This is a genomic window from Asaia sp. VD9, from assembly GCF_037150015.1.
Taxonomy (GTDB): Bacteria; Pseudomonadota; Alphaproteobacteria; order Acetobacterales; family Acetobacteraceae; genus Asaia.
In genome coordinates, this window is sequence record NZ_JBBCQM010000009.1 from 1 (window position 1) to 22,396 (window position 22,396).

General features: G+C 61.4%; 22 protein-coding genes and 1 other RNA gene. 14 read left to right on the top strand and 9 right to left on the bottom strand.

Features of this window, described 5'->3' with window-relative positions:
* Positions 1-201: 201 nt before the first annotated feature.
* The 5 genes from WFJ47_RS11485 to WFJ47_RS11505 form a co-directional block, all read right to left on the bottom strand.
* Positions 202-1,017 (bottom strand): TIGR00282 family metallophosphoesterase, encoded by an 816-nt coding sequence (locus WFJ47_RS11485; protein WP_127103344.1) that lies wholly within the window; start codon positions 1,015-1,017, stop codon positions 202-204.
* Positions 1,014-1,589, bottom strand: coding sequence for a 5-formyltetrahydrofolate cyclo-ligase (locus WFJ47_RS11490; protein WP_336763127.1), 576 nt, complete (start codon positions 1,587-1,589; stop codon positions 1,014-1,016). Before WFJ47_RS11490 ends, WFJ47_RS11485 begins: the two co-directional genes overlap by 4 nt.
* Before the next feature lies 1 nt (position 1,590).
* Positions 1,591-1,747: non-coding RNA, 6S RNA (gene ssrS / locus WFJ47_RS11495), on the bottom strand.
* A 10-nt stretch (positions 1,748-1,757) separates the two neighbouring features.
* Positions 1,758-2,099 (bottom strand): cell division protein ZapA, encoded by a 342-nt coding sequence (locus WFJ47_RS11500; protein ID WP_127103346.1) that lies wholly within the window; start codon positions 2,097-2,099, stop codon positions 1,758-1,760.
* Between the two features lie 2 nt (positions 2,100-2,101).
* Complete coding sequence (locus WFJ47_RS11505; protein WP_127103347.1) at positions 2,102-2,311, bottom strand: hypothetical protein; 210 nt, start codon at positions 2,309-2,311, stop codon at positions 2,102-2,104.
* A 67-nt stretch (positions 2,312-2,378) separates the two neighbouring features.
* Here WFJ47_RS11505 and WFJ47_RS11510 point away from each other — a divergent pair, with 67 nt between their 5' ends.
* Both WFJ47_RS11510 and WFJ47_RS11515 read left to right on the top strand, forming a co-directional pair.
* Positions 2,379-2,789 (top strand): hypothetical protein, encoded by a 411-nt coding sequence (locus WFJ47_RS11510; RefSeq protein ID WP_336763128.1) that lies wholly within the window; start codon positions 2,379-2,381, stop codon positions 2,787-2,789.
* 26 nt (positions 2,790-2,815) lie between these two features.
* Positions 2,816-3,406: a thiamine phosphate synthase gene (locus WFJ47_RS11515; RefSeq protein ID WP_127103349.1), complete on the top strand. Its 591-nt coding sequence runs from the start codon at positions 2,816-2,818 to the stop codon at positions 3,404-3,406.
* Here the strand turns inward: WFJ47_RS11515 and WFJ47_RS11520 are convergent.
* The 3 genes from WFJ47_RS11520 to epmA all read right to left on the bottom strand — a co-directional run bounded on the left by WFJ47_RS11520 (position 3,375) and on the right by epmA (position 5,586).
* On the bottom strand, positions 3,375-4,079 hold the full coding sequence (locus tag WFJ47_RS11520) for a fasciclin domain-containing protein (protein WP_336763130.1): 705 nt from the start codon (positions 4,077-4,079) through the stop codon (positions 3,375-3,377). The genes WFJ47_RS11515 and WFJ47_RS11520 overlap by 32 nt on opposite strands.
* Positions 4,073-4,489 (bottom strand): hypothetical protein, encoded by a 417-nt coding sequence (locus tag WFJ47_RS11525; protein ID WP_370265776.1) that lies wholly within the window; start codon positions 4,487-4,489, stop codon positions 4,073-4,075. The genes WFJ47_RS11520 and WFJ47_RS11525 overlap by 7 nt, the downstream gene beginning before the upstream one ends.
* Positions 4,490-4,602: 113 nt before the next feature.
* Positions 4,603-5,586: an EF-P lysine aminoacylase EpmA gene (gene epmA, locus WFJ47_RS11530; RefSeq protein WP_336763132.1), complete on the bottom strand. Its 984-nt coding sequence runs from the start codon at positions 5,584-5,586 to the stop codon at positions 4,603-4,605.
* Positions 5,587-5,638: 52 nt separating this feature from the next.
* On the opposite strand from epmA, the gene WFJ47_RS11535 reads away from it, so the two are divergent.
* Positions 5,639-6,724: a lysine-2,3-aminomutase-like protein gene (locus WFJ47_RS11535; protein WP_336763134.1), complete on the top strand. Its 1,086-nt coding sequence runs from the start codon at positions 5,639-5,641 to the stop codon at positions 6,722-6,724.
* Here the strand turns inward: WFJ47_RS11535 and WFJ47_RS11540 are convergent.
* Positions 6,713-7,654, bottom strand: a complete 942-nt coding sequence (locus tag WFJ47_RS11540) for a DNA/RNA non-specific endonuclease (protein WP_336763135.1) — start codon at positions 7,652-7,654, stop codon at positions 6,713-6,715. The genes WFJ47_RS11535 and WFJ47_RS11540 overlap by 12 nt on opposite strands.
* Positions 7,655-7,841: 187 nt before the next feature.
* Here WFJ47_RS11540 and efp point away from each other — a divergent pair, with 187 nt between their 5' ends.
* The 11 genes from efp (at position 7,842) to WFJ47_RS11595 (ending at position 22,385) form a co-directional block, all read left to right on the top strand.
* Complete coding sequence (gene efp, locus WFJ47_RS11545) at positions 7,842-8,408, top strand: elongation factor P (protein ID WP_127103354.1); 567 nt, start codon at positions 7,842-7,844, stop codon at positions 8,406-8,408.
* 116 nt (positions 8,409-8,524) lie between these two features.
* Positions 8,525-9,355, top strand: coding sequence for an inositol monophosphatase family protein (locus WFJ47_RS11550; protein WP_336763137.1), 831 nt, complete (start codon positions 8,525-8,527; stop codon positions 9,353-9,355).
* A gap of 143 nt (positions 9,356-9,498) precedes the next feature.
* Positions 9,499-10,335: a hypothetical protein gene (locus tag WFJ47_RS11555; RefSeq protein ID WP_336763138.1), complete on the top strand. Its 837-nt coding sequence runs from the start codon at positions 9,499-9,501 to the stop codon at positions 10,333-10,335.
* A complete protein-coding gene (locus WFJ47_RS11560; protein WP_127103357.1) occupies positions 10,332-11,504 on the top strand; it encodes a flagellar motor protein MotA in 1,173 nt (390 codons plus the stop codon). Before WFJ47_RS11555 ends, WFJ47_RS11560 begins: the two co-directional genes overlap by 4 nt.
* Positions 11,505-11,519: 15 nt before the next feature.
* Positions 11,520-12,527, top strand: a complete 1,008-nt coding sequence (locus tag WFJ47_RS11565; protein WP_336763140.1) for a peptidoglycan -binding protein — start codon at positions 11,520-11,522, stop codon at positions 12,525-12,527.
* Positions 12,528-12,626: 99 nt separating this feature from the next.
* Positions 12,627-14,429, top strand: a complete 1,803-nt coding sequence (gene lepA, locus WFJ47_RS11570) for a translation elongation factor 4 (RefSeq protein WP_127103461.1) — start codon at positions 12,627-12,629, stop codon at positions 14,427-14,429.
* Positions 14,430-14,467: 38 nt separating this feature from the next.
* Positions 14,468-16,018 (top strand): glycosyltransferase family 2 protein, encoded by a 1,551-nt coding sequence (locus WFJ47_RS11575; RefSeq protein ID WP_336763142.1) that lies wholly within the window; start codon positions 14,468-14,470, stop codon positions 16,016-16,018.
* A 209-nt stretch (positions 16,019-16,227) separates the two neighbouring features.
* Positions 16,228-18,285 carry an AsmA family protein gene (locus WFJ47_RS11580; protein WP_336763144.1) on the top strand — a complete coding sequence of 686 codons (2,058 nt, stop codon included), beginning with the start codon at positions 16,228-16,230 and terminating at the stop codon, positions 18,283-18,285.
* 49 nt (positions 18,286-18,334) lie between these two features.
* Complete coding sequence (locus WFJ47_RS11585) at positions 18,335-19,576, top strand: ectonucleotide pyrophosphatase/phosphodiesterase (RefSeq protein ID WP_336763146.1); 1,242 nt, start codon at positions 18,335-18,337, stop codon at positions 19,574-19,576.
* Positions 19,577-19,681: 105 nt separating this feature from the next.
* A complete protein-coding gene (locus WFJ47_RS11590) occupies positions 19,682-21,043 on the top strand; it encodes an NCS2 family permease (RefSeq protein WP_336763148.1) in 1,362 nt (453 codons plus the stop codon).
* A gap of 145 nt (positions 21,044-21,188) precedes the next feature.
* Complete coding sequence (locus tag WFJ47_RS11595) at positions 21,189-22,385, top strand: M20 aminoacylase family protein (RefSeq protein WP_336763150.1); 1,197 nt, start codon at positions 21,189-21,191, stop codon at positions 22,383-22,385.
* Positions 22,386-22,396 lie beyond the last annotated feature (11 nt).

The window sequence follows — 22,396 nt, forward strand, 5'->3', positions numbered from 1 at the left end:
CCCTACCTAAACTACTGATCTTACTCAGTCTTTCAGGCAGCCACCCCAGCATCGTCCGCTGCGGTGAACGGGCTTTTACGGAAACCAGGGGGGGTTGTCAAACACTTCCTCAAAACACCCAAAACCCACGCCAATCATAGGCCAATCCCGATTCCCACCCCCATCAACCAACACACCACAAACAAATTAATCCAAAAAAACTCACAAAACCGGGAAAGAAGGGCTGAGATGTCCCCCCTGCCGTACAGCCTCGATCCGTGTGGCCAGCCCCGTACGGTCATCCGTCTCGACGAAAACCCCGCATACAGTCGCCTCTCCCTCTGCAGGCTGCAGGCGCTCACCCGGCAGCTTGCGCACAAAGCGGTACAGAGAGGCCTCCTTTCCCATACCGATCACGCTGTCATAGTCGCCACACATTCCGGCATCGGTCTGATAGGCCGTTCCCTTGGAGAGCACGCGATAATCTGCGGTCGGCACATGGGTATGCGTGCCAACCACGAGAGAAACCTTCCCGTCCAGATAATGACCAAAGGCCATTTTCTCGCTGCCTGTCTCCGCATGCAGGTCCACGATAATGGCGTGGGCTGTCATCCCCAGCTTGTGACGCGAAAGACACTCGCTTACGGCGCGGAAAGGATCGTCGAGCGGGTCCATGAACAGGCGCCCCATGACATTGATCACCAGCACCTTGCGACCGTTCGGCAGCACGATCACGAAAGATCCCTGCCCCGGGGTCCCAGGCGGGAAATTGAGTGGTCGAATGATACGCGGTTCGGAGTCGATATCCCGCAGCAATTCCTTCTTGTCCCAAGCGTGATTGCCCAGCGTGATCACATCAACCCCGGCCTTGAACAGATCGGTCGCGATCGCGGTGGAGAGTCCAAAACCGTGGGAGGCATTCTCTCCATTCACTACCACGACATCCAGCTTGAGCGACTCACGCCACTCCGGCAGACGGGCTATCACGGCCTCCCGCCCTGAACGCCCAACGATATCTCCAAGAAAAAGTAGTCTCACTCTGCTTTGCCTTTCCCGGCCCTAGGGGTGATGATTTCCTGCTCGGTAACAATACGGTCCAGAGGCGCGTCATACGGCCCGATGGGTACATGCGCCACTTCCTGCCACGCGAAAGCGAACCCGATCCCCCGGCAGCCCAGAGCCGCAAGCGTCCTGTCATAATAGCCCCCGCCATAGCCCAGCCGATTGAACGACCTGTCAAAAGCCAGAAGAGGCACCAGCAGCACATCTGGACGCCCGATAACTCCGTCAGGATGCACTGTGCCAAAACGGCCTGTGAGCATCGCGCAGGTCGGTGTCCAGCGCCGGAACAGGAGCGCGCTCCCCTTGGGAGTTGTCTCTGGCAGAAGCACGTCGCGCCCGGCAGCAAACAGGGCATGACAGAGCGGGCGCAGATCCGGCTCGTCAGGCAAAGGCCAGACACACCCAATCGCGCGCGCAGCAGGCTCAACAAGCAACGCTGCAGCAAGGCGCTTGTTCAGGAGATCCAGAGAATGGGGAGGAGCCACCGTATCGGCCCGGCGCTGGCGCATCATGCGCCGCAGATCCTGCTTTTGCTGATCTATCATCATGTGTGGAACCACCCTGGCCGTCGGTCTTTCAGCCCTCCCGGACCTGCTCACGCAGGTGGGCGCCAGATATCATGACCACGATCACAACAGAGCCAGCTCCCTAAGGAAGTGCTTATCGGCCCAGGGGTTGAGTTGCCTGACGTACCGGGCAGTCCCACCCGTCACTAACTAGGCACTCTCAAGCTCGCCTGCAATGCCTTCGGCGCGCTCGGCCAATAAATTAAGCTTCTGCTCAAGCGCCTCGTTCTCGGTGATGATCCGATCAGCCCGTTGCACCCGCTCGCTGGTGGTGCTGGGCAGGATTTCCTTGGCCAGATCATGCAGTTCATCGGCCATGAGCAATGCGGCCATGACCAGAGTCCAGGATTCGCCGCCCTGTGTCCCGAGACTCCGAACACGCTCAATGCGGCGCTCCACCTGCTTCGCGAGCTCCTGCAGATAGCGCTCCTCGCCATCCTGGCAGCCGATCGTATAGGAGTAACCATTAAGTCGGAGGGATATCTGGGCCATGATTATGCCTCATCCTCATCATCAAGACGTGCGACAAGGTCTCGAACCCGAAGGCGCAGAGCCTCTATATTCGCGGCCAATGGCTGCCAGTCAGGGCCTTGTTCCGGCGCGTGTCTGGCATGATGCAAGGCATAGGCAATACGGTCGAGCGCTTCCTCGATCCGCGCCTCCGGTCTGACAGACCCCTTTGCAGTCTCGATCTGATCCGTCAAAACACCCTCTTCATCACCGCATTTTCCGCTTTCACAAGGAAGCCCCTAACCTGTCGCGAGGTCAAGCATGAAGCCCGAGGCCCTGCTCCCGAGGAGGGTGATTGCCCTCTATGACAGGTCACTCCTCGCCTATCTGCCTCCGCCGGACGAGGCCCCTCCCTACGCTGTTATTCCTGCCCCGGGTCTCGGGCCTATCATGGGCCTGCCCTGGTGGCTGGCTTTGACGCGGGACCTGCACGGACCGAAGCTCTTCGATGCCGGTTCGGCACCTGCTCTGGCGGCGCTGGCTCTGCGCGAGGGCGTGGCTTGGGTTATCTGTACGGCGCGTGGACCCGCTCTTGAGACGATCAGGGCTCTCGCTCCCCTTTGCGGAGGCCAGATTTTGACAAGCCGCCCGGACGCACTCACTCTTGGCAGACCACCCTATAACGCCTACCGACTGACTCAGCTCTCCCGATATCTGGCGCGTGAAAGCTGAGCGCCCAACCTTTACGGACCCTGCCCATGCTGCCTTGCGAACTGTATCTCGTCACGATGCCGGATTTCGACCCGTCCCGTGAACTGAACGATCTGGTCAAGGTGCTCGAACGCTGGACACCGGCAGCCCTGAGACTGGGCACGTCCGAGGAGAACCGCGCTCGTCACTGCGTAAAGGCCATTCGTGAAACCGTGCAGTCTCTCGGGACCGCCCTGATCCTGACAGATCTGCCCGCCCTGGCCAGCGAACTCGGCTGTGACGGCGTGCATCTCACGAGCAGCCCCGCCCAGTGCCTGACCGCGCGTGAAGAGCTCGGGCGGGACCTGCAACTGGGTGTCTATTGCGGCACCAGCCGCGATGACGCCATGCACGCAGGCGAACTCGGTGCCGATTATATATCAGTTGCCCCCAACGCGCCGGACCTGGTCGCGTGGTGGTCACAAATGATGGAATTGCCGGTTATCGCGGAGGGTATTGAAACCGCAGAAGAGGCCTCGGCCATGATCAAGGCCAATGCGGATTTCCTGGCCGTGCCACTCAGCTTCGTCGATGCCGACGAAGCCGGGGCGCGGCTGGAAGCGATCATCAGCCGCGCGGCGGCAGAATATCCTGGGTGATATAGAGCGTACCATTGGATTGAGGCGCGCCGTTGAGCCAGAGTTTGACGATGCGCCCGGTCTGATTGGACAACACGAACTGCCCGGTTGCGCTCTCACGCTGAATGATCAGCATATCGCCCGAGAGGGTCTTGAGGCCGATCCTGTCGGACTTCAGCCGCGCCATCGCCCGGGTCAGTCTCTGAGGCGTCCAATTACCACGGATAATTGAGTAGCCCAGAAGCTGTTGGAGCTGCCGAGCATTGGCAGGCGCCATCAGGCCGCCCGGAATCTGAGCCGCGTAGCGCTCGAACGGTTCGTTGGGCATCGCGAAAACCGTAAAGGGCCCGTTGCGACCAAGCCTAGGGAACATGCCCGCCTGACGCAGGGCCTGACGATAATCGGCAAGCTCTAACGCCGTCGTGATGTTCTCGCTCAGAGGCCGGTCAGCAAAGGAGAAAGTGGGCGGCTCATGATAAGCCACCGGGCTCGACGTCTCTGTCTTGGTCGAGGCATGATACATATGAGCGCTGCTGACCGCAGGCATCTGGACCGCAGAGAGCGAATTGGCCCTCGGAAACGGATCCTGGCGCGCGCGGCTCTCGCATCCTGCGAGGGTAACCGCCAGTATGGCGCCACCGATCGTGGTTGTTCTTTTTATTGTTGTGTCCAGCAGCGCCATTGAATTCAGCATCCATCTCCACGCATGGTCCAGCCGACCACACGACTATTGGTCAGTTCGAAAGTCGTCTGACAGGTTGTATTGTAATAGCTGGGCGGGAAACCGCCAAAACCACCACCATAGCCGCCATAACCACCCCAGCCGCCGCCCCAGCCGCCATAACCGCCCCAGGGACCGCCACCCCAACCCCAACCCCACCCCCCTGTGCCGGGCGAGTAATTGGTCTCGTTATCGATATAGGCCAGGAAGTCATGGCCGCTGGCCTGATAGGTGCGCGTGGGCACGCCGAAGGTTCTGAGTACATCCACGTCGGTCTTGCCGATCATGGAATCCAGCACCTTGCGCTGTTGAACCGTCGGTACATCGCATGCTGACAGGGTCAGCAAAGCAGCAAACGACAGAAAAACTGTTTTCTTCATCATCCTGTTACCCTTTCCGAAGCTGAAGCCGCCTGCCGGATCAGTTCGAAGCTGGCGCCACTCTAGGCCATGAGAACGAGTTTGCCCCCAGAAAAGGTTCATGGCTATCCGAAGGTTTAAGAAAACCACAGAATGTCACAGAGCCGAGGGGCACCGGTAGCCAGCATGACCAACCGGTCAAAGCCCAGCGCGATCCCACTACAAGGGGGTAAACCCTCAAGATCCCGCAGAAATGCCTCGTCCAGGGGCCAATCCTGATCCGGGTACAGCGCAAGCCGTCGCGCCCGATCCGCCTCGAAGCGATCCCGCTGTTCGTCAGGATCGGTCAGTTCCTCGAACGCATTGGCCAGTTCGATCCCGGCCGCGTAGAGCTCAAAGCGTAGAGCAACGCGTGGATCTTCGGGATCGCGCCGCGACAGGGCGGCCTGAGCCGCAGGCCAGTGCGTCAGGAAGGTGGGACTGTCACGCCCGATGCGGGGCTCGACACGTTCCAGAAGCAGCCGAAAAAACAGGTCTTCCCAGTTCTCCCCGGCGCGGAGGACTGTTTGCGCCTCCCTGGCCAGGCGAGGGGCATCCTCCCCTATCGCCAGCAGGTCGACCCCGACGTAACGCGTGAACGCCTCCGCCATCGTCAGGCGCTCGAAGGGCTGATCAATACGCAAGCAGGTCCCGCCATACGTCACCTCGGGCGGAAGAAGACGCCGCAGAAGCGTTTCAGTCTCGTCCATGAGCGATAGGAGCCCTGCGCCAGGCCGATACCATTCGAGCATGGTAAATTCCGGCGCATGGAGCGCACTCTGCTCCCCATTGCGCCAGACGCGCGCGAGCTGGAACACCGGCAGTCCCGTCGCCGCCACGATACGCTTCATGGCGAATTCCGGGCTCGTATGCAGGAACCGCGTCATCCGTGTCCCGTCCGGTGCTTCCAGTTCTGTCCGGAAACATCGGAGGTGGATTTCCTCACCCGGTGAGGTCACGGCATAGGGCGTCTCAACCTCCAGATAACCCCGCGCCTCGAAAAACGCCCTCAGGCTACGCTGCAAAAGAATGCGTCTTTGCATGAGCGGAAGTTTGTCTGAAACCGCGTCTCTACGGGCCATGATCTGTGCTCTTTGGTTGCGAAAGCTGATAGGCTTGCAGTACAGCGCCCTGATGTCAGAAAAGGTCAATCCCCCAGCCGCATCCCGGCCCGTCTTGCGGAGCGTTACACAACTCGTCGCCCACGGGCTCGCGCCGGAAGCGCAAAAGGAGGCGCTCGACGCTGTCGCCAGGCAATTTGCGACGGCCATCCCACCTGCGTTCCATGACCTGATCACACACGCTGACGACCCGATCGCCCGTCAGGTCGTTCCAACCCCGGCCGAACTGCACACCGCACCATGGGAACTCCACGACCCGATCGGCGACGACGCTCTCTCTCCCGTGCCTGGCATCGTGCATCGTTATGCTGATCGCGCCCTGCTCAAACCTTTGCTGGTCTGCCCGCTCTATTGCCGGTTCTGCTTCAGGCGCGAGCATGTCGGCCCCGATGGTGGTCTGCTCTCGGAAGAAGACCTGACGCGCGCCCTCGACTGGATTGCCAATCATCCGGCTATCAGCGAGATCATCCTCACTGGGGGAGATCCGTTGATGTTGAGCCCACGCCGCCTGCGCCATATCATCGGGGCGCTTTCGGCCATGCCCCATATCCAGACCATACGCCTGCATAGCCGCGTGCCGGTGGCCGATCCGGCACGGATTACGCCCGCTCTGCTCGACGCGCTCGAGACGGACCGCGCCCTCTGGGTGGTGCTACACGCCAATCACGCCAGCGAGATGACCGCTGAGGCCCGCGCCGCCACGAGACTGATCCAGAGCCGCGCGATCCCAGTCCTCAGCCAGTCGGTGCTGCTGCGGGGCGTCAACGACACTGAGGAAGCGCTTGAGGCGCTGCTGCGCGCTTTCGTTACCGCACGCATCAAGCCCTATTACCTGCATCAGCTCGACCCGGCGCCGGGCACGGCGCATTTTCATGTGCCGATCGATGAGGGGCGCGCGCTGCTCGCCCGGCTGCGCGGCCGCGTGACCGGGCTGGCCTGGCCTACTTACGTACTCGACATCCCGGGAGGCGCGGGCAAAGTCCCGCTCGGGCCCGATTACTACCGCCCCGACACCCATCCCGGTTTCGTACGCGATCCCTATGGCCAGAGTCACACGCTGGACACCGCGCCCTCGCAAGAGCGTGCTTCAGAGGGGTGAGGACCCCGAGAGCATGGAATTGAGGAAGCGCCTGAGCACGGAGAGGGTCAGGCGGCGCAATTGCGGCGATACATGATAAGGCTCGGCCTGCGGGGCCGGCAGCTCGGTAATATGATCACGCAGGGCTCCCGTGAGCAGCGGAAACGCATTGACCCCCGTCACCCGCTCGAGCGTGACAAGCGGCACTTGGGTACAGCTCGGAGTGACCGTATTCTTGCACACATAGACAGTGACGGCCTGACGGCCAGGCAGATAAACCGCCTTCCAGGTCGAGCTCGGCACAGGGAGTTCCTGCACACCAATACGCACCGGCATATCCGTCCTATACGCCGGACCGGTCACCACATAGGCTTCCCCCTCGGCCAGCACGCGCTCACGCACACGCTTCTCGACCCCGGCCCACAAACCACGATTCAGGTCAGGCGTCTGCGGTACCATATTGGCGAGCGAGAATGTCTCCTGCTGGGAGGCACGGTCTGGCGCATCACCACTGGGCATCATATGCCCCCGGTCAAAACCGGAACGCTGGTAATCGCTCAATCTTGCCCGATCAGCTTCAGGCTGGCGCGTCTCTTCATGGAACTTGCCTTCGCGCAGGGCGTGCTGGGCACGGCGTATTCCCTCACGGGTCAGATGTTCCGCAACCCAGATCGGTTCGTGAGTCACGCCCGATACCAGAACCGCAAAATCCGTGTTGCAGAGAAAGACCATACGGGCGAGCGGCACCGGGGCCGCCACGACGGGCGGAACACCTTTGTAGAAATCCTGCGGGCAAGCCTCATCACTTCCAATGAGAGTACCCTGTCTTACAGCGGCAGATCCTGAAGCCGGCACTCCTTCAGCCCATACCGGTCCCGACGTCATGCCCCCGGTCAGGAGCATTGAGACCACGACCAGCAGGGGGGAATTCAGGAAGGTGCGCATTATCATGCTTCGGCTCCTAGCTTCCGCTTGGCAAACGCACAACAACGCCCTTGCTTGGCGCGCGGGCACGACATGCCGCCCCGGGGCAGACTCCATCTCGCTTGCTCTTGCGCGTCCGCTTCGTTAAAACCCCGCCTTTCACGGCGGCACGGACCCGTCGTATCCACATCACGATTCCCGGGATCTTTCTTCCATGAAGCAGCAGGCAAACCTGATTCGCGCCGGACAGGTTATTGAGCATGACGGTCGTCGCTGGACGGTTCTCAAGCAGCAGATCATCACACCGGGCAAGGGTGGCGCCTTCATCCAGGTCGAGATGCGTGATCTGAACACGGGCAACAAGACCAATGAGCGCTGGCGCACCGCCGACACCGTCGAGCGCCTGATGACGGAAGACAAGGACTACAGCTATTCCTATACGGACGGCGACAACATCGTCCTGATGGACCCCGAAACCTTCGAACAGGTCATGCTGCACAAGGATATCTTCGGTGACCAGCTGCCCTTCCTGCAGGACAACATGGAACTGAACGTGAAGCTGGTCGAAGGCGACCCGGTCGGCGTCTCCCTGCCCCCGCATGTCACGCTCGAGATCACCGAAGCCGATCCGGTTGTGAAGGGTCAGACGGCCAGCTCGTCCTACAAGCCCGCTCTGCTGTCCAACGGCGTCAAGACCATGGTTCCGCCCTTCATCGAAGCAGGTGAACGCGTGGTCGTGCGCACGGATGACGCCTCGTACGTCGAACGCGCCAAGGCCTGATCACCCCACCGCCGGGGACGCGCTCCTGTCGCGCCCCCGATCGCAAGGCCCGGTGTCGGGCTTTGCCAAGACACGACGACCCTGCTCTTTCACAGTTTCTCATCAGGATTATTGCCATGCGTCTCTCGCCGCATATGACCGTCATGCAGAATGCTGCGCAAAAGGCAGCAAAGCGCCTCCTGCGCGATTTCGCCGAAGTCGAGCAGCTTCAGGTCAGCATCAAGGGCCCCGGCGATTTCGTCTCTCAGGCCGACCTGCGTGCCGAGCAGACAATCCGTGAGGAACTCGCCCGCGCCCGCCCCGGCTATGCCTTCCTGATGGAAGAGAGCGGCAATTCTGGCGGCGAAAACTGGACGTGGCGCTGGATCGTCGATCCGCTCGACGGCACGTCGAACTTCCTGCACGGCATCCCGCAATGGGCCATTTCAATCGCCCTGCAGCGCCGCCATCCCGATGGATCGACCGAAATTGCAGCCGCCATGGTTTATAACCCGGCAGCCAATGAGATGTTCTGGGCCGAGAAGGGCATCGGGGCCTTCCTGAACGAGCGTCGTATCCGCGTCTCCGCGCGTCGCGATCTTTCGGAATCGCTCATCGCAACCGGCATTCCGTTCGCCAAGACGCCCGCCGATCGACGCCTGCCTTTCGGTCGCACCCTCGCCGCCCTCATGCCCCATGTCGCCGGTTTCCGCCGCTTCGGCGCGGCAGCTTTGGACCTCGCCTGGGTGGCCGCCGGACGCTATGAGGCTTTCTGGGAAATCGGACTCAAGCCGTGGGATTGCGCTGCCGGTCTGCTGATCGTACGCGAAGCAGGCGGCTATGTGACTGATCCCGAAGGTCTGGAAATCACCGACCTCGATAACGACGTCACGCTTGTTGCGGGCAATGCCCAGCTCCATGGTCCTATCCGGACCATCGTGCTCGACGCCCTCACACGCAAGGCCTGACACCGATCTCGTGTCTACCCCCTTCCGCGCCGGAGCCGGAAGGGGAAGTTCAAAAACAGGTGCATTCCACGGGAACCGGGCCGGAAACAACGCTTCATTCCCCATTGCTTGCGCAGGGGGAGCGCGATTAGGATCGCCCGGTCATGAAACGGCCGATCCTCCTCTCCCTCCTGTTCTCGGCCGGTCTTCCGGCTGCCCTGCTGATTTCTGCGCCCTCGATGGCCCAGGTCACATCCAATGATGACGCATTGCCCGCAGCGGCACCCGCGTCAAAGCCTGCAGCCCAGAAAGCGGCCAAAAAGCCTGCCCAGGGCAAGAGCCATGCGGATAAGCCTGCCCATACGTCCCCGCATAAAGCGCAGGCGCATGATGAATCCCCGAGCCCCGCAGAAAAGAATGCGCCGACCGGCAAGGCTGTCGTCAAACCGGCCCCTGCACCCTCCCATGCTCCCGCCGCCCAGCGTGTCGGTGCACCGCCCGATGTTCCCCCTCAACCTCCGCGCCCGGTCGTCATTCCGCCTCCCGGCGTGAAAGTACCAACCCATCCTCCCGTCCCGCCTGAAGAAATCAAGCCGGACCCCGAGGCCAAGGGCAAGGTTGAAAAACAGGCGAAAGGCCTTCGTGTCCTGTTCGATGCCAATAGCAGCGGCATGAGCCCGGCCATGATCGAAGCGGTACAGAGCGAAGCCCGACAGCTCGCCACGCAGCCCACCTTGCGGATTACGCTTTGGTCCTCGGCGAGTGGCTCGACAGAAGATCTTTCAACGCCGCGTCGCATCGCGCTTGCGCGCGCGCTTGCCGTGCGCTCGATCCTAATCCGTGAGGGTGTGGCCACAACGCGTATCTACCCACGCGCAACCGGCCTGGCCCAGCCGGGCTCCAACCCGCCCGACCGGCTCGACATTGTTGCCGAAGGGAGCGTTCCCGCCCCGTCTTCAGAAGCACAGTTCGGAACCGAACCGAGGACCTCCACGCCATGACCCGCCCGACGCTCTATCTTCTGCGCATGGGGATCTTCCTGATCCTTGTCGCTGCCGTTGCCGCCCTTCTTGGCAAGACGCTCTACGCCGCCTTCTTCGCCAACCCTATGCTCGACGGTCTGATCCTGGGCGTACTCGTCATCGGTATCCTGTGGAATCTGCGCATCGTCCTCCGGCTGATGCCGGAAGTGAAATGGGTGGACCAGCTGCGCGTCAATCGCACCGGCCTCGCCCAGCCTGCCCCGCCGCGCCTGCTCGGCACGCTGGCCCGCAACCTGGCAGCGCGCACCACGACCGGGCGCCTCAGCCTGTCGCACCAATCGGCTCAGGCGACGCTCGACAGTCTCTCGGGTCGTCTGGACGAATCGCGTGATATCTCGCGCTACATGACCAGCCTGCTCATCTATCTGGGCCTGCTCGGCACGTTCTACGGGCTGCTGCTCACGGTCAGTTCCATCGCCGGGGTGATCGGCGGCATGAACGTGGGTGATGGCAATCTGGACGCCATGTTCGGCCAGCTGAAATCAGGCCTCGCAGAGCCGCTCAAGGGCATGTCCACCGCTTTCTCGGGCTCGATGTTCGGTCTGGCAGGCGCGCTCATCCTCGGCTTCCTCGACCTCAATGCCGGCCAGGCTCAAAACCGCTTCTTCAATGAAGTCGAGGAATGGCTCGTCGGCATTACCAAGCAGGGCGGCGCCCTGATCGAGGGGGGCGATGCTTCCGTACCGGCCTATGTGCAGGCCCTCCTCGAACAGACCGCCGAGAACCTCGAGACCCTGCAGAATGTCGTCTCGCGCAGCGAGGAAAGCCGCATGCAGCAGCTTCAGGTCATGGACGGACTGCAGGAGCGCCTCAAGGCCATGACCGACCTGCTTCAGTCCAACCAGAAGATGATGAGCCGTGTGGCCGACCAGCAGGCCCTGCTTGGGCCTTTCCTGAAACATGTGGGCGAGGCTACCACCCCGGGCACCGCCGCCTTCAATGACGCCAAGGACAGCCGCGAGCAGTTCGGCCGCATCGAGGGGCATATCATACGCCTCATCGACGAACTCCATAGCGGGCGGGCGCAGATGGCCGGAGAGATCCGCAATGATCTGCGTGTTCTGGCCCGCACTATCGCCGCCACCAGCCCCGGAGGCTCGACCTCCATTCCTCCGGCAGCACAGTAAGACGGGGAGGCTCTCATGGCTCGACGCTCCCGACGCAGCTCCCATGGGGGAGAACTCAATGCCTGGCCCGGCTATGTGGATGCGCTTTCCACCCTGCTCATGGTCGTCACCTTCGTGCTGCTCGTCTTCGTGCTCGGCCAGCAATTTCTCTCCGTCGCCCTGAGCAAGCGGACGCACTCGCTCGATACGCTGCGTCAACAGCTGGCTGCCCTGCAGCAGACGCTTTCGATGACGGAAGCCAAGAACACCCAGCTCAACGCCATGGTGGCCAGCCTCACCACCGACAGAGACAGCGCGAAGCGCCAGGCCGATGCCCTTACCCAGCAGCTCGCCACGCTGAATGGCACCATTGCCGAAAAGGAACAGGCCCTCGCCGCTGCCGGTCAGGCGACGCAATCCGATCAGGCGACCATAGCCCAGCTCAAGTCGCAGCTCGAGCAGCTGAACCAGCAGCTCCTGGCCATCGGGCAGGCACTCGATATCGCCAAGAAGGATGTCAGTGCGCGCGACCAGCAGATCACCGATCTGGGCAACAAGCTCAATGTGGCGCTCGCCGATAAGGTGAATCAGCTCAAGCGCTATCGGTCAGAGTTTTTTGGCCGTCTTCAGGACATCCTGAAGAACCAGAAAGGCGTGGAAATCGTCGGCGATCGATTCGTATTCCAGAGTTCCATTCTCTTCCCCCAGGGAAGCGCCGATCTGACGCCGGAAGGCGAGAAGGAAATCGCAGCGCTCGCCCATACCTTCAAACAGGTTTCAAGCCAGATCCCGACCGATATTCCCTGGATCTTGCGGGTGGACGGCCATGCCGACAAGCAGCCTATCCATACGGCCTTCCCGAGCAACTGGGAGCTGTCGAGCGCACGCGCGATCACCGTGGTCAAGGTGCTGATCCGTGAAGGGGTTGATCCGCATCATCTCGCCGCCACCGGTTTCTCGGATTATCAGCCCCTCGATCAGCACAATACGGCAGCCGCCTACACCCGAAACCGTCGTATCGAATTCCGCCTCACAGATCGCTGAAAACACGGCCCGTCCGGGCAAGGAAACGTCAGGGAGAAATCGCTTGGCAGCGGTTTCTCCCCAATGACAAGAACGGCGCAATCGCTTATGTATCGCGCCATGACCGGCACGCCCCTCTCCCAGATCCGCAATTTCTCGATCATCGCCCATATCGATCACGGCAAGTCCACGCTGGCTGACCGTCTGATCCAGGCCTGCGGTGCGCTTACGGCACGAGAAATGAAGGAGCAGGTGCTCGATAATATGGAGCTCGAGCAGGAGCGCGGCATCACCATCAAGGCGCAGACCGTGCGCCTGACCTACCCGGCCAAGGATGGCAAGACCTACATCCTGAACCTCATGGACACGCCGGGCCATGTCGATTTCGCCTATGAGGTCAGCCGCTCCCTCGCAGCCTGCGAAGGCTCCATTCTGGTCGTCGATGCGTCCCAGGGTGTCGAGGCCCAGACGCTGGCCAATGTCTATCAGGCGATCGACGCCAATCACGAGATCGTCCCGGTCCTGAACAAGGTCGACCTGCCCGCCGCCGATGTCGAGCGCGTGCGCGCCCAGATAGAGGAAGTGGTCGGCATCCCCGCCGATGACGCCGTCGAGGTCTCCGCCAAGACCGGACTGAACATCGAAGGCGTGCTCGAGGCCCTCGTCACACGCCTGCCCCCGCCGAAAGGCGACGCCAACAAGCCGCTCCAGGCCCTGTTGGTCGATAGCTGGTACGACCCTTATCTCGGCGTGATCATCCTGGTGCGCATCATGGAAGGTACGCTCAAGCGGGGCGACAAGATCCGCATGATGCAGGCGGGCTCGACCTATCATGTCGATCAGGTGGGCGTGTTCCTGCCCAAGATGACGGCGGTCGAAACGCTCGGCCCTGGCGAGATGGGCTACATCAACGCGGCCATCAAGACCGTGGCCGATGTGGCAGTGGGCGATACCGTCACCCTCGATCGTACCCCTGCCGACAAGCCTCTGGCGGGATTCAAGCCGTCCATTCCCGTGGTGTGGTGCGGCCTTTTCCCCATCGACGCCGATGATTTCGAAAAGCTGCGCGACTCGCTCGCCAAGCTGCGTTTGAACGACGCGTCATTCCATTTCGAAGCAGAGACCTCGGCCGCGCTCGGCTTTGGCTTCCGCTGCGGCTTCCTCGGTCTGCTGCATCTGGAGATCATCCAGGAGCGTCTGTCGCGCGAGTTCAATCTCGACCTGATCGCGACTGCACCGTCCGTCGTCTACAAGATGCATCTGACCAACGGCACTCAGGAAGATCTGCATAATCCGGCCGACATGCCCGACCCCGGCAAGATCGAGAAGATCGAGGAGCCGTGGATCAAGGCGACCATACTGGTGCAGGACGAGTATCTGGGCAGCGTGCTCACGCTCTGCAGCGAGCGTCGAGGCATCCAGATGGATCTGACCTATGTCGGCAACCGCGCCATGGCCGTCTATCGCCTGCCGCTCAACGAGGTCGTGTTCGATTTCTATGACCGCCTCAAATCACTGACACGCGGCTATGCCAGCTTCGATTACCAGATCGATGGCTATGAGGAGAGCGACCTCGTGCGCATCTCCATCCTGGTCAATCAGGAGCCGGTCGATGCGCTCGCCTTCGTCGCGCATCGCACGGTTGCCGAGACGCGTGGCCGTGCCATTTGTGGCAAGCTCAAGGATCTGATCCCCCGACAGCTCTTCAAGATTGCGATTCAGGCCTCCATCGGCTCGCGTATCATCGCGCGTGAAACGCTTGGCGCGCTGTCGAAGGACGTGACGGCCAAGTGCTATGGTGGCGATATCTCGCGCAAGCGCAAGCTTCTGGAAAAGCAGAAGGAAGGCAAGAAGCGCATGCGTCAGTTCGGCAAGGTCGAAATCCCGCAAAGCGCCTTCCTTGCCGCGCTCAAGATGGACTGACCCTGAAGGGTCCAACAAAACCAAAAAAGGATTCTGTCATGGCTTCCACTGCCGCCATCCTCTTCATCCGCAATGATGCTGACGATATCGGTTGGTGGATCGCCTATCATCTTGCAGTAGGGTTCGACACGCTCATCATCCATGATGATCGCTCGACCGATGGCAGTTGGGAGATCATCCGTGCCGCTGCCGAGCTCTATCCGATAGAAGCGCATCGTGTGCCGGCCTCGGAAGACAGCTATCGCGATCGTCGCTCGACCGCCTATACGCAAGCCATTGCAGCCTGCCGCTCCCGGTTCGACTGGGTGATTTGCCTCGAGAGCGACGAATACGTGCTGCCGGAAACGGAAGACCGGATAGGCGCATTCCTCGATCGCTTCCCCGATGCCGATGCCGTCACCCTCAACTGGTCGATTTTCGGCGCGAACGGCCATGCTGCCCGAACCCGTGAAGCCCCCATCGCAGCCTACACGAAGCGCGCACCGCTCGATTTCGCCGATCATCGACTGGGCAAGACCTTTCTTCGCCCCCAATGCGTCCACGACCACTTTATCGATGGCTGTCACTGGGCCGTCAGCCCCGGCAGGCATGTCCATGCCACTGGTCTGGCGTTCTCGCCTGAAGCGCCTCCCGTCTGGGAGGGGGCGCGTATTCTGCACTATGTCGCGCGCAACAGAACCCATTACTCCCGTCGGCGCGCGCATCTGACCAACCAGACCGACGTTCCCGATCTGTGGGGCCATTTTGATCGCAACGATGAGGAAGACCTCGCCGCGCAGCGTTTTCTTGCGGCTACACGCCACCATGCGGCGCGTATCGCCCATGTCATGCTCGAAACGCTTTTCTGGCGCATCCGCGCGGATATACGCGACCATAGCGCCAGCTTTCTGCCTCAGACCGTTTTCGCGATCCGTGACCATGAGAGCGTGCCTGCCCCGTCAAGCCTGCGCCATGCGATGCTGAGCACGGAAGACGGCCAGATCCTCGCCATCGACCGTGAAACACAGGCCCTCATTCTGCGCTCTCCCGGCCAGAGCGGGACGGCACACGAGCCGGTATGGCTCATCTCCGAGGAGATCGAGGCCGATGAGAGCGCCCAGCCGCCGCGCGGTCCAGGCCAGACCGGTCTGCTTCTGGCGGACAGCGGTAAAGGCTTTCCGCTCACCCACAGCCAGATTCTGACCAACTGGTATCCGGTCGATATCCGCCTCGCCTCCGCACACGGCTCAGACGGGTCAGATGAATACTCTTCCGGGGACATGACCGCACTCGTGCTGTTCTCTCCTCTTACCGCCCATGCCATTGGGCTGGACGGGGAAGGCGCGATCACACTCGAAGCACCGCAGCCCCTGCACTTCATTCCCCGGCCAGTCCCGCCGCAGCATAGCCTCGCCGCAGCGTTGCGCGCCTATCAGGCACTACGGAGTCAGGGAAATAGTTTCCGGGATTTCTGTCTCGGGATCGATCTGCTGCGTACGCCTCAGCCGGAGGCCATGGCCTGCGCCATCGCCCATCTCGACCCCGCTGCCCGCAACATGCTCGAGACACGTTACACAGGGCTCATCCCCCTCTGGTTGACCACGCCCTAGGCCCGGTCCGGGCGCGCACCGCCCATCGGAACTCCTTTCTCGCAAGTTCGTAATCACGGGACGACGATTGTCTGGGGTCCGGGAGCGCCCTGCCGCGCCTGGCGCGCGGTATCACAGCGCGCATCCTACCGCCTCGACCATGACACAGCAGAAAGGCAGCGCACGTGGCAGAACCCGGAACATCCCCCCAAAGGGCACCACGACACCCCGTGCGCCACGCCTTTGCCATAGGCACAGGAGCACTCGCCGGGCTCATCATTCTGCTGATCGTGTTCTGGAACTGGGACTGGTTCGTTCCCCTTGTGGACCGCCGTGCCAGTGCCGCCCTGCATCGTCCGGTCAGCATCGCCCATCTACATGTCCGGCTCGGATTCACAACAACCGTTTCGGTGGATGATCTGCAGATTCGCCAGCCGGAAGGGTTCGAGGGCGAGAAAGAGCTTTTCGCCAGCGCGCGCAAGGCCACCGTCTCGGTCAATGTCTGGAACTACCTGACGAATAAAGGGCTCGAAATCCCCCTGATTGCCCTCGATACGCCCAGAGGCGATATCGTGTCTCTGGCAAATGGCAGGAACAATTACAGCTTCACCGATCCCGACGCGAAGCCCGCACCTGCCACCCAGAGCAAGGCCGCCCCTTTGCCCAAGATCGGCGACGTGATCATCACTGATGGTGATATCCGTGTGGCCCTGGCCAAGCTGAAGACGGACATGCACGTGCTTCTGCACACCACCCCGTCCAAAGGCGACCAGGATGGCAGCATTGTCATCGACCTGAAGGGGCGCTACGCCCAGGCGCCAATCAGCGGCCATATCGTTGGGGGATCCCTTCTGACCCTTACGAATTCGAGCCGTCCCTATCCGATCGATGCGCGTCTCGAAAACGGTCCAACCTATGTGACGCTTCGCGGTACAGTGGATGATCCGCTGCACTTCAAGGGCACAAAGCTCGTCCTGCATTTCGCCGGACCCGATATGGCTTTGCTCTACGGGTTGACCGGTATCCCGATCCCCCAGACGCCCTCGTACAGCGTTTCGGGTAACCTCGATTACACAGCCGCCCATATCCGCTTCACGAATTTCGCCGGCAAGATGGGGTCATCCGACATCGGCGGTACCATATCGGTCGACCCGCAGACCAAGCCGATCACAGTTGATGCCAATCTCTTCTCGCATCATGTGGATCTCAAGGATCTGGGCGGATTCATCGGTGCCAAGCCCGGGCATCAGGAGAGCAAGGCAGCCTCAGCGAGCGACCGTATCCTGCCCTCAACCCCGATCAATGTGCCCAAGCTCAACTCGGTCAATGCCCATCTGGTCTATAAAGGTGATCGCATCGAGAACAAGGACATGCCGCTCGATAATATCCTTGCGGATATCGCGGTGCAGGATGGATCGATCACCATCAACAAGCTCAATTTCGCCGTCGGCGACGGAACGCTCGGCCTCTCCGGTGCGCTTGACCCCACGGCAAACGGCCAGTTCAAGACCCATTTCAGGGTCGATGTCTCCCGCCTGTCGATCCAGCGTCTGATGAAAGCGACCGAAACCTTCAAGGGACAGGGCACGCTTGGCGGCCACATTACCCTCGCTGCGACCGGCAATTCCATCGCTTCGCTTCTGGCGAATGGCGATGGCGGCGTAACGCTGGTGGTCGATCACGGCGGCGATGTATCAGCGCTGCTCCCCGACCTGATGGGCCTCAAGGTAGGCAGCGCCATTCTCTCCGCACTGGGCATTCCGCAGCGTTCCGACCTCAAATGCTTCATCGCCGACATGCCCCTGCGTCAGGGCATCCTGAGCACGAATTCGCTCCTGCTCATGACAAACAACACCCGGACACTCGGTGGTGGCACCGTGAACATGCGCAACGAAACGCTGGATTATCACGTCACCACGCGTTCGACCTCGTTCAACATTCTGTCCTTCCCAGGCCGGGTGAACATCACAGGCCCGCTCAAGAGCCCGAACATCATGCCCGGTGCCGAAATCATCGGTCGTGCGGCGGCCACCGCAGGGCTCGCTATCGCCTTCCCGCCCGCAGCCCTGCTGCCCACCATCCAGTTTGGCGTTGGCAAGGGGAGCGCTTGTGAGGACGCCCTCGGCCAGGCTAATGCGGCGCCTGCTGCCGGGATCAAGCCCGGTGCCACGACGGGCAGCGGCGCCCCAACGGTAACGCCTTCTGCTCAGGGGCATGCGGTTCCGGCGAGAAAGCTGAGCCGCAAAGAGGTCCACTCGGTCTGGCAGAACCGTCTGAAACAGAATTGAGGCGATCAAGACGATTGATCGGCGCGCGCCATCCTGCCAGTCTGGCTCTATGGCGCGCCTCCCTTTTCTTCTGAGCTTTGTCCTGTGTCTGGCTGGTTGCGAGACCGCACCTTCCGCGCCCCGCGCCGAGACGGCTTCCGGCCTGCCGCCGGTCATCCTTATCTCGATCGACGGTTTCAGGCCTGACTACCTGCACGCGGGCCAAACCCCCACATTGGATGCTCTGGTAGACAGAGGCGTATCTGCCCCCATGCGCCCGTCTTTCCCCTCGGTAACGTTTCCCAATCACTATACACTCGTCACCGGTCTGCGCCCTGACCATCATGGCGTGATCGGCAATACCATGACCGATCCGGATATTCCCGGCGAGACCTTCAGCGTGAGCCAGAAGACAGGGCTCGATGATCCCCGCTGGTGGGATAACGGAACCCCCGCCTGGGTCACCGCCCAGATGCATGGTCTGATGACAGCCTCCATGTTCTGGCCGGGCTCGGATGTCCCCATCCTCAATACACGCCCGGATATCTGGTACCATTTCGACGCAAGGCGCAGTCCTGCCCAACGGGTCGAAACCGTACTCTCGTGGTTCGACCGCCCCGTGGAGAAACGCCCTGCTCTATCCTTGCTCTATTTCGACGGTGTCGATCATGCCGGGCACAAGACGGGTCCTTTCTCTCCCCAGACCAGAGCGGCCACGCAAGAGGTCGATACTGCCCTTGCCACCCTTCTGACTGGTCTGGCGGAGCGTCATATCGCTGCGAACATCCTCATCGTCTCCGATCACGGGATGGCAGCCCTCAGCCCGCAGCGTGTCATTCCCCTGACGAACCTCGCCCCCTCAGGAAGCATGTCGGTCGTGACCTCGGGCCCCTATGCCGGCATCAACCCCGTGCCGGGTCATGAACGGGATCTGGCACGCGCGCTTTCTGCGCCTCATAACCATGTCACCTGCTGGCCGCGCGCCCATATTCCAGAGCGGCTTCATTATGGCACCAACCCACGTGTACCGGCCTGGCTCTGTCTCGCCGAGACCGGTTGGACGCTCACCCGCGAACCCCATGAACACGTCAATGCCGGAGGCCATGGCTATGACAATGCCTCTCCGGACATGCTGGCCAGCTTCATAGCGTCCGGTCCTGCTTTCCAGTCGCATCGGGTACTGCCCACGATTGATAATGTGGATGTCTATCCTTTGACCATGATGCTGCTTGGCCTGCTTCCCGAGAACTCCGATGGTTCTCTGGCCCCGCTTCAGGCCGGTCTGCGCGACAGCTATCGTGCCATTCAGTAGGTTCATCCAGCTTGCCCCTTGCAGACAGGCCAAGGCTCTTGTCGCCAGGGCCACTCCCCCCCTAGAAGGGCGCGACGCCTGACCCCTGCCCGGAGCCGCCATCCCGTGACCCCCTCTCCCCTCACTACCTGGCTGGATCGCCGCTTCCGGATTGCTCAACGAGGCTCGACAATCCAGCGTGAAATCCTGGCGGGACTCACGACCTTCGGTGCCATGGCCTATATTATGGCCGTCAATCCGGCGATCATGGCCAAGGCGGGCCTTCTTCCGCATGACATGATCATGACGACCATCGCAGCGGCCATCTGTGGCACCTTGCTGATGGCCCTTTTTGCCAACATGCCGATCGCTCTCGCGCCTGCCATGAGCAGCAACGCCATTTTCGCGCAGATCGTCGTACATCAGATGCATGTCGACGTACGCACGGCATTCACGATCGTCCTGTTCGGGGGGATCGCCTTCACCGCCCTTTCTGTGACACGTCTGCGCCATCGCATCATCCAGGCCTTTCCCGAACCGATCGTTCTGGGCATTCAGGTCGCGATCGGGATCTTCATCGCCCGCCTGGGCATGGTCACGGGCGGGCTGGCCGTAGGTGCGCCCGATGGATTTCATTTCGGGGCGCTGACCGATCCCTCGGTTCTGCTCACCCTGTTCGGGTTGTTCCTCGCCAGCGTCCTCCTCGTGTTACGCGTTCCGGCTGGAATGCTGATCGCCATTCTTGCGGTGACTCTCGCCAGCCTGTTTGTCCACAAGAACGGTCACACCGTGGCAAGCCTGCCCGAGCATTTCATGGATTGGCCGCATTATCCGACCCATCTTCTTTTCCCGTTCAATTTTGGTGATTTCTTCTCACATCTCGATCTGCTTCTGCCGATCACCCTCTATTTCCTGATCAGCGATTTCTTCGACGCGACAGGCACAATGTACAGCGTGGCCAACCGTGCGAGACTGACCAAGCCGGATGGCACCACCCTCCTCGGTCGAGCGGCTTTCGCGGCCGATGGTTCGGCCAGCATCATCGGTTCCGCGCTCGGGACCAGCACCGTCTCCGCCTATGTCGAGAGCCTGGTCGGGGTCGAGGCAGGTGGCCGCACGGGACTTACGGCGCTGACCGTCGCCCTGCTTTTCGCGGCGTCCTCCGTACTTTGGCCCCTGATCGTGATGATACCCGCCGAAGCTACGGCCCCTGTTCTCATCTTGGTAGGGCTCTCCATGCTCTCGGCGCTCGGACAGGCCGCCAACAGCTCTCAGGAGGCACTCCTGACGCCTGCTTTCATGCTTCTCATTGCCGTCCTGACCGGCAATTTCATGATCAGCCTCGCTCTTGGCCTGCTCTTCTATTCTCTGCTGCTGCTGGTCACCCGGCAGTTTGTCCGCCTCACGCCCATGGTCCTCGGACTGGACGCTGTCTTCATTTTCTATCTCGTGCTGACGAGCCACACCGGGATCGGACAAGGCGGCTAGGCGCAAGGCGCGGCCCTGGCATCACGGCCGTGCTCGTCATGTTGTGAAGGAGGGGGAACGTAACGCGGCCTCCCGAAGATCGTTGACACAGGCAAGCAGGGACGCCCCGCCAGGAGTCCCGCAGCAATGAAAAAGGCTTGCCCCTATGTCATCCCCCGTAACCGCCTCTCCCCTGCTCAAGGCCCTCGCCCCTCTGCGCGAGGAATTCGTCGCGCTACGCCATGATCTCCATACCCATCCAGAACTGGGGTTCGCTGAAAAGCGGACGAGCGACATTGTCGCGACCAAGTTGCAGGACTGGGGCTATACGATTGAGCGTGGCTTCGCCGGTACCGGACTTGTGGCGACCCTGCGCCAGGGAGCCGGCGGGAAGGTCATTGGTCTACGCGCCGAAATGGATGCCTTGCCGATCCTCGAAAAATCCGGCGTGGCGTGGCAGAGCGCCCAGGAAGGCGTATCCCATATGTGTGGCCATGACGGGCACACCACGATGCTGCTCTGCGCCGCAAAATATCTTGCGGAAAAACGCCCATTCGACGGCACATTGCACCTGATCTTCCAGCCTGCCGAAGAACTGCTTTGCGGTGGTAGTCGCATGATCGATGACGGACTCTTTGCCAAATATCCGTGCGATATCCTGTTTGCCCAGCACAACATGCCGGGCTTTCCGAGCGGCAACTTCTACTTCCACAAAAGCGCCGCCATGGCGTCTTCGGACACCGTGAAGATCACGATCGCGGGCAAGGGTGGACACGGGGCCATGCCCCAGAAAGCGAAAGACCCGGTCCTCGCCTGCGCACAACTCGTCATGGCATTGCAGAGCATCGTTTCGCGCAATATCGACCCGTTCGCGCCCGCCGTCGTCACGATCGGCGCCCTCAACGCGGGGAGTGCCGCCAATGTCATTCCCGAAAAAGGCACGCTTCTTCTGACTGTGCGGACCATGACGGCAGATGTGCGCCAGCGCGTCCTCGACCGCATCAGCGCCATTGCCACCCATACTGCCGAAACCTTCGAATGCGAGGCCACCATCGAGCATCTCAATGGCAGTCCGGTACTGAACAACAATGCACGCGCGATCGATTTCGCGCGCGCCACGGCACAGGACATCGTCGGGGCGGATCATTGTCATGATTGCCCGCCATTCATGGGAAGCGAGGATTTCGCCTTCATGCTCGAGGCGCACCCCAATGGCTGCTACTGGTTTATCGGCAATGGCACCGAGGGCTGCAACGGCGTGCCGCTTCATAATGGCGGCTTCGACTTCAACGACGACAATATACTTCCCGGCGCCGCGCTCTTCGTCGGTCTGGTCGAGCGATATCTTGCACCGCAGGGCTGATCCCCCTGCAA

Excerpts from the sequence above, each read along its gene's own strand:
- WFJ47_RS11490 (WP_336763127.1), bottom strand. The coding sequence starts at position 1,589 with ATGATGATAGATCAGCAAAAGCAGGATCTGCGGCGCATGATGCGCCAG.
- WFJ47_RS11500 (WP_127103346.1), bottom strand. The coding sequence starts at position 2,099 with ATGGCCCAGATATCCCTCCGACTTAATGGTTACTCCTATACGATCGGC.
- WFJ47_RS11510 (WP_336763128.1), top strand. The coding sequence starts at position 2,379 with ATGAAGCCCGAGGCCCTGCTCCCGAGGAGGGTGATTGCCCTCTATGAC.
- WFJ47_RS11515 (WP_127103349.1), top strand. The coding sequence starts at position 2,816 with ATGCTGCCTTGCGAACTGTATCTCGTCACGATGCCGGATTTCGACCCG.
- WFJ47_RS11520 (WP_336763130.1), bottom strand. The coding sequence starts at position 4,079 with ATGCTGAATTCAATGGCGCTGCTGGACACAACAATAAAAAGAACAACC.
- WFJ47_RS11525 (WP_370265776.1), bottom strand. The coding sequence starts at position 4,489 with ATGATGAAGAAAACAGTTTTTCTGTCGTTTGCTGCTTTGCTGACCCTG.
- epmA (WP_336763132.1), bottom strand. The coding sequence starts at position 5,586 with ATGGCCCGTAGAGACGCGGTTTCAGACAAACTTCCGCTCATGCAAAGA.
- WFJ47_RS11535 (WP_336763134.1), top strand. The coding sequence starts at position 5,639 with ATGTCAGAAAAGGTCAATCCCCCAGCCGCATCCCGGCCCGTCTTGCGG.
- WFJ47_RS11540 (WP_336763135.1), bottom strand. The coding sequence starts at position 7,654 with ATGATAATGCGCACCTTCCTGAATTCCCCCCTGCTGGTCGTGGTCTCA.
- efp (WP_127103354.1), top strand. The coding sequence starts at position 7,842 with ATGAAGCAGCAGGCAAACCTGATTCGCGCCGGACAGGTTATTGAGCAT.
- WFJ47_RS11550 (WP_336763137.1), top strand. The coding sequence starts at position 8,525 with ATGCGTCTCTCGCCGCATATGACCGTCATGCAGAATGCTGCGCAAAAG.
- WFJ47_RS11555 (WP_336763138.1), top strand. The coding sequence starts at position 9,499 with ATGAAACGGCCGATCCTCCTCTCCCTCCTGTTCTCGGCCGGTCTTCCG.
- WFJ47_RS11560 (WP_127103357.1), top strand. The coding sequence starts at position 10,332 with ATGACCCGCCCGACGCTCTATCTTCTGCGCATGGGGATCTTCCTGATC.
- WFJ47_RS11565 (WP_336763140.1), top strand. The coding sequence starts at position 11,520 with ATGGCTCGACGCTCCCGACGCAGCTCCCATGGGGGAGAACTCAATGCC.
- lepA (WP_127103461.1), top strand. The coding sequence starts at position 12,627 with ATGACCGGCACGCCCCTCTCCCAGATCCGCAATTTCTCGATCATCGCC.
- WFJ47_RS11575 (WP_336763142.1), top strand. The coding sequence starts at position 14,468 with ATGGCTTCCACTGCCGCCATCCTCTTCATCCGCAATGATGCTGACGAT.
- WFJ47_RS11585 (WP_336763146.1), top strand. The coding sequence starts at position 18,335 with ATGGCGCGCCTCCCTTTTCTTCTGAGCTTTGTCCTGTGTCTGGCTGGT.
- WFJ47_RS11595 (WP_336763150.1), top strand. The coding sequence starts at position 21,189 with ATGTCATCCCCCGTAACCGCCTCTCCCCTGCTCAAGGCCCTCGCCCCT.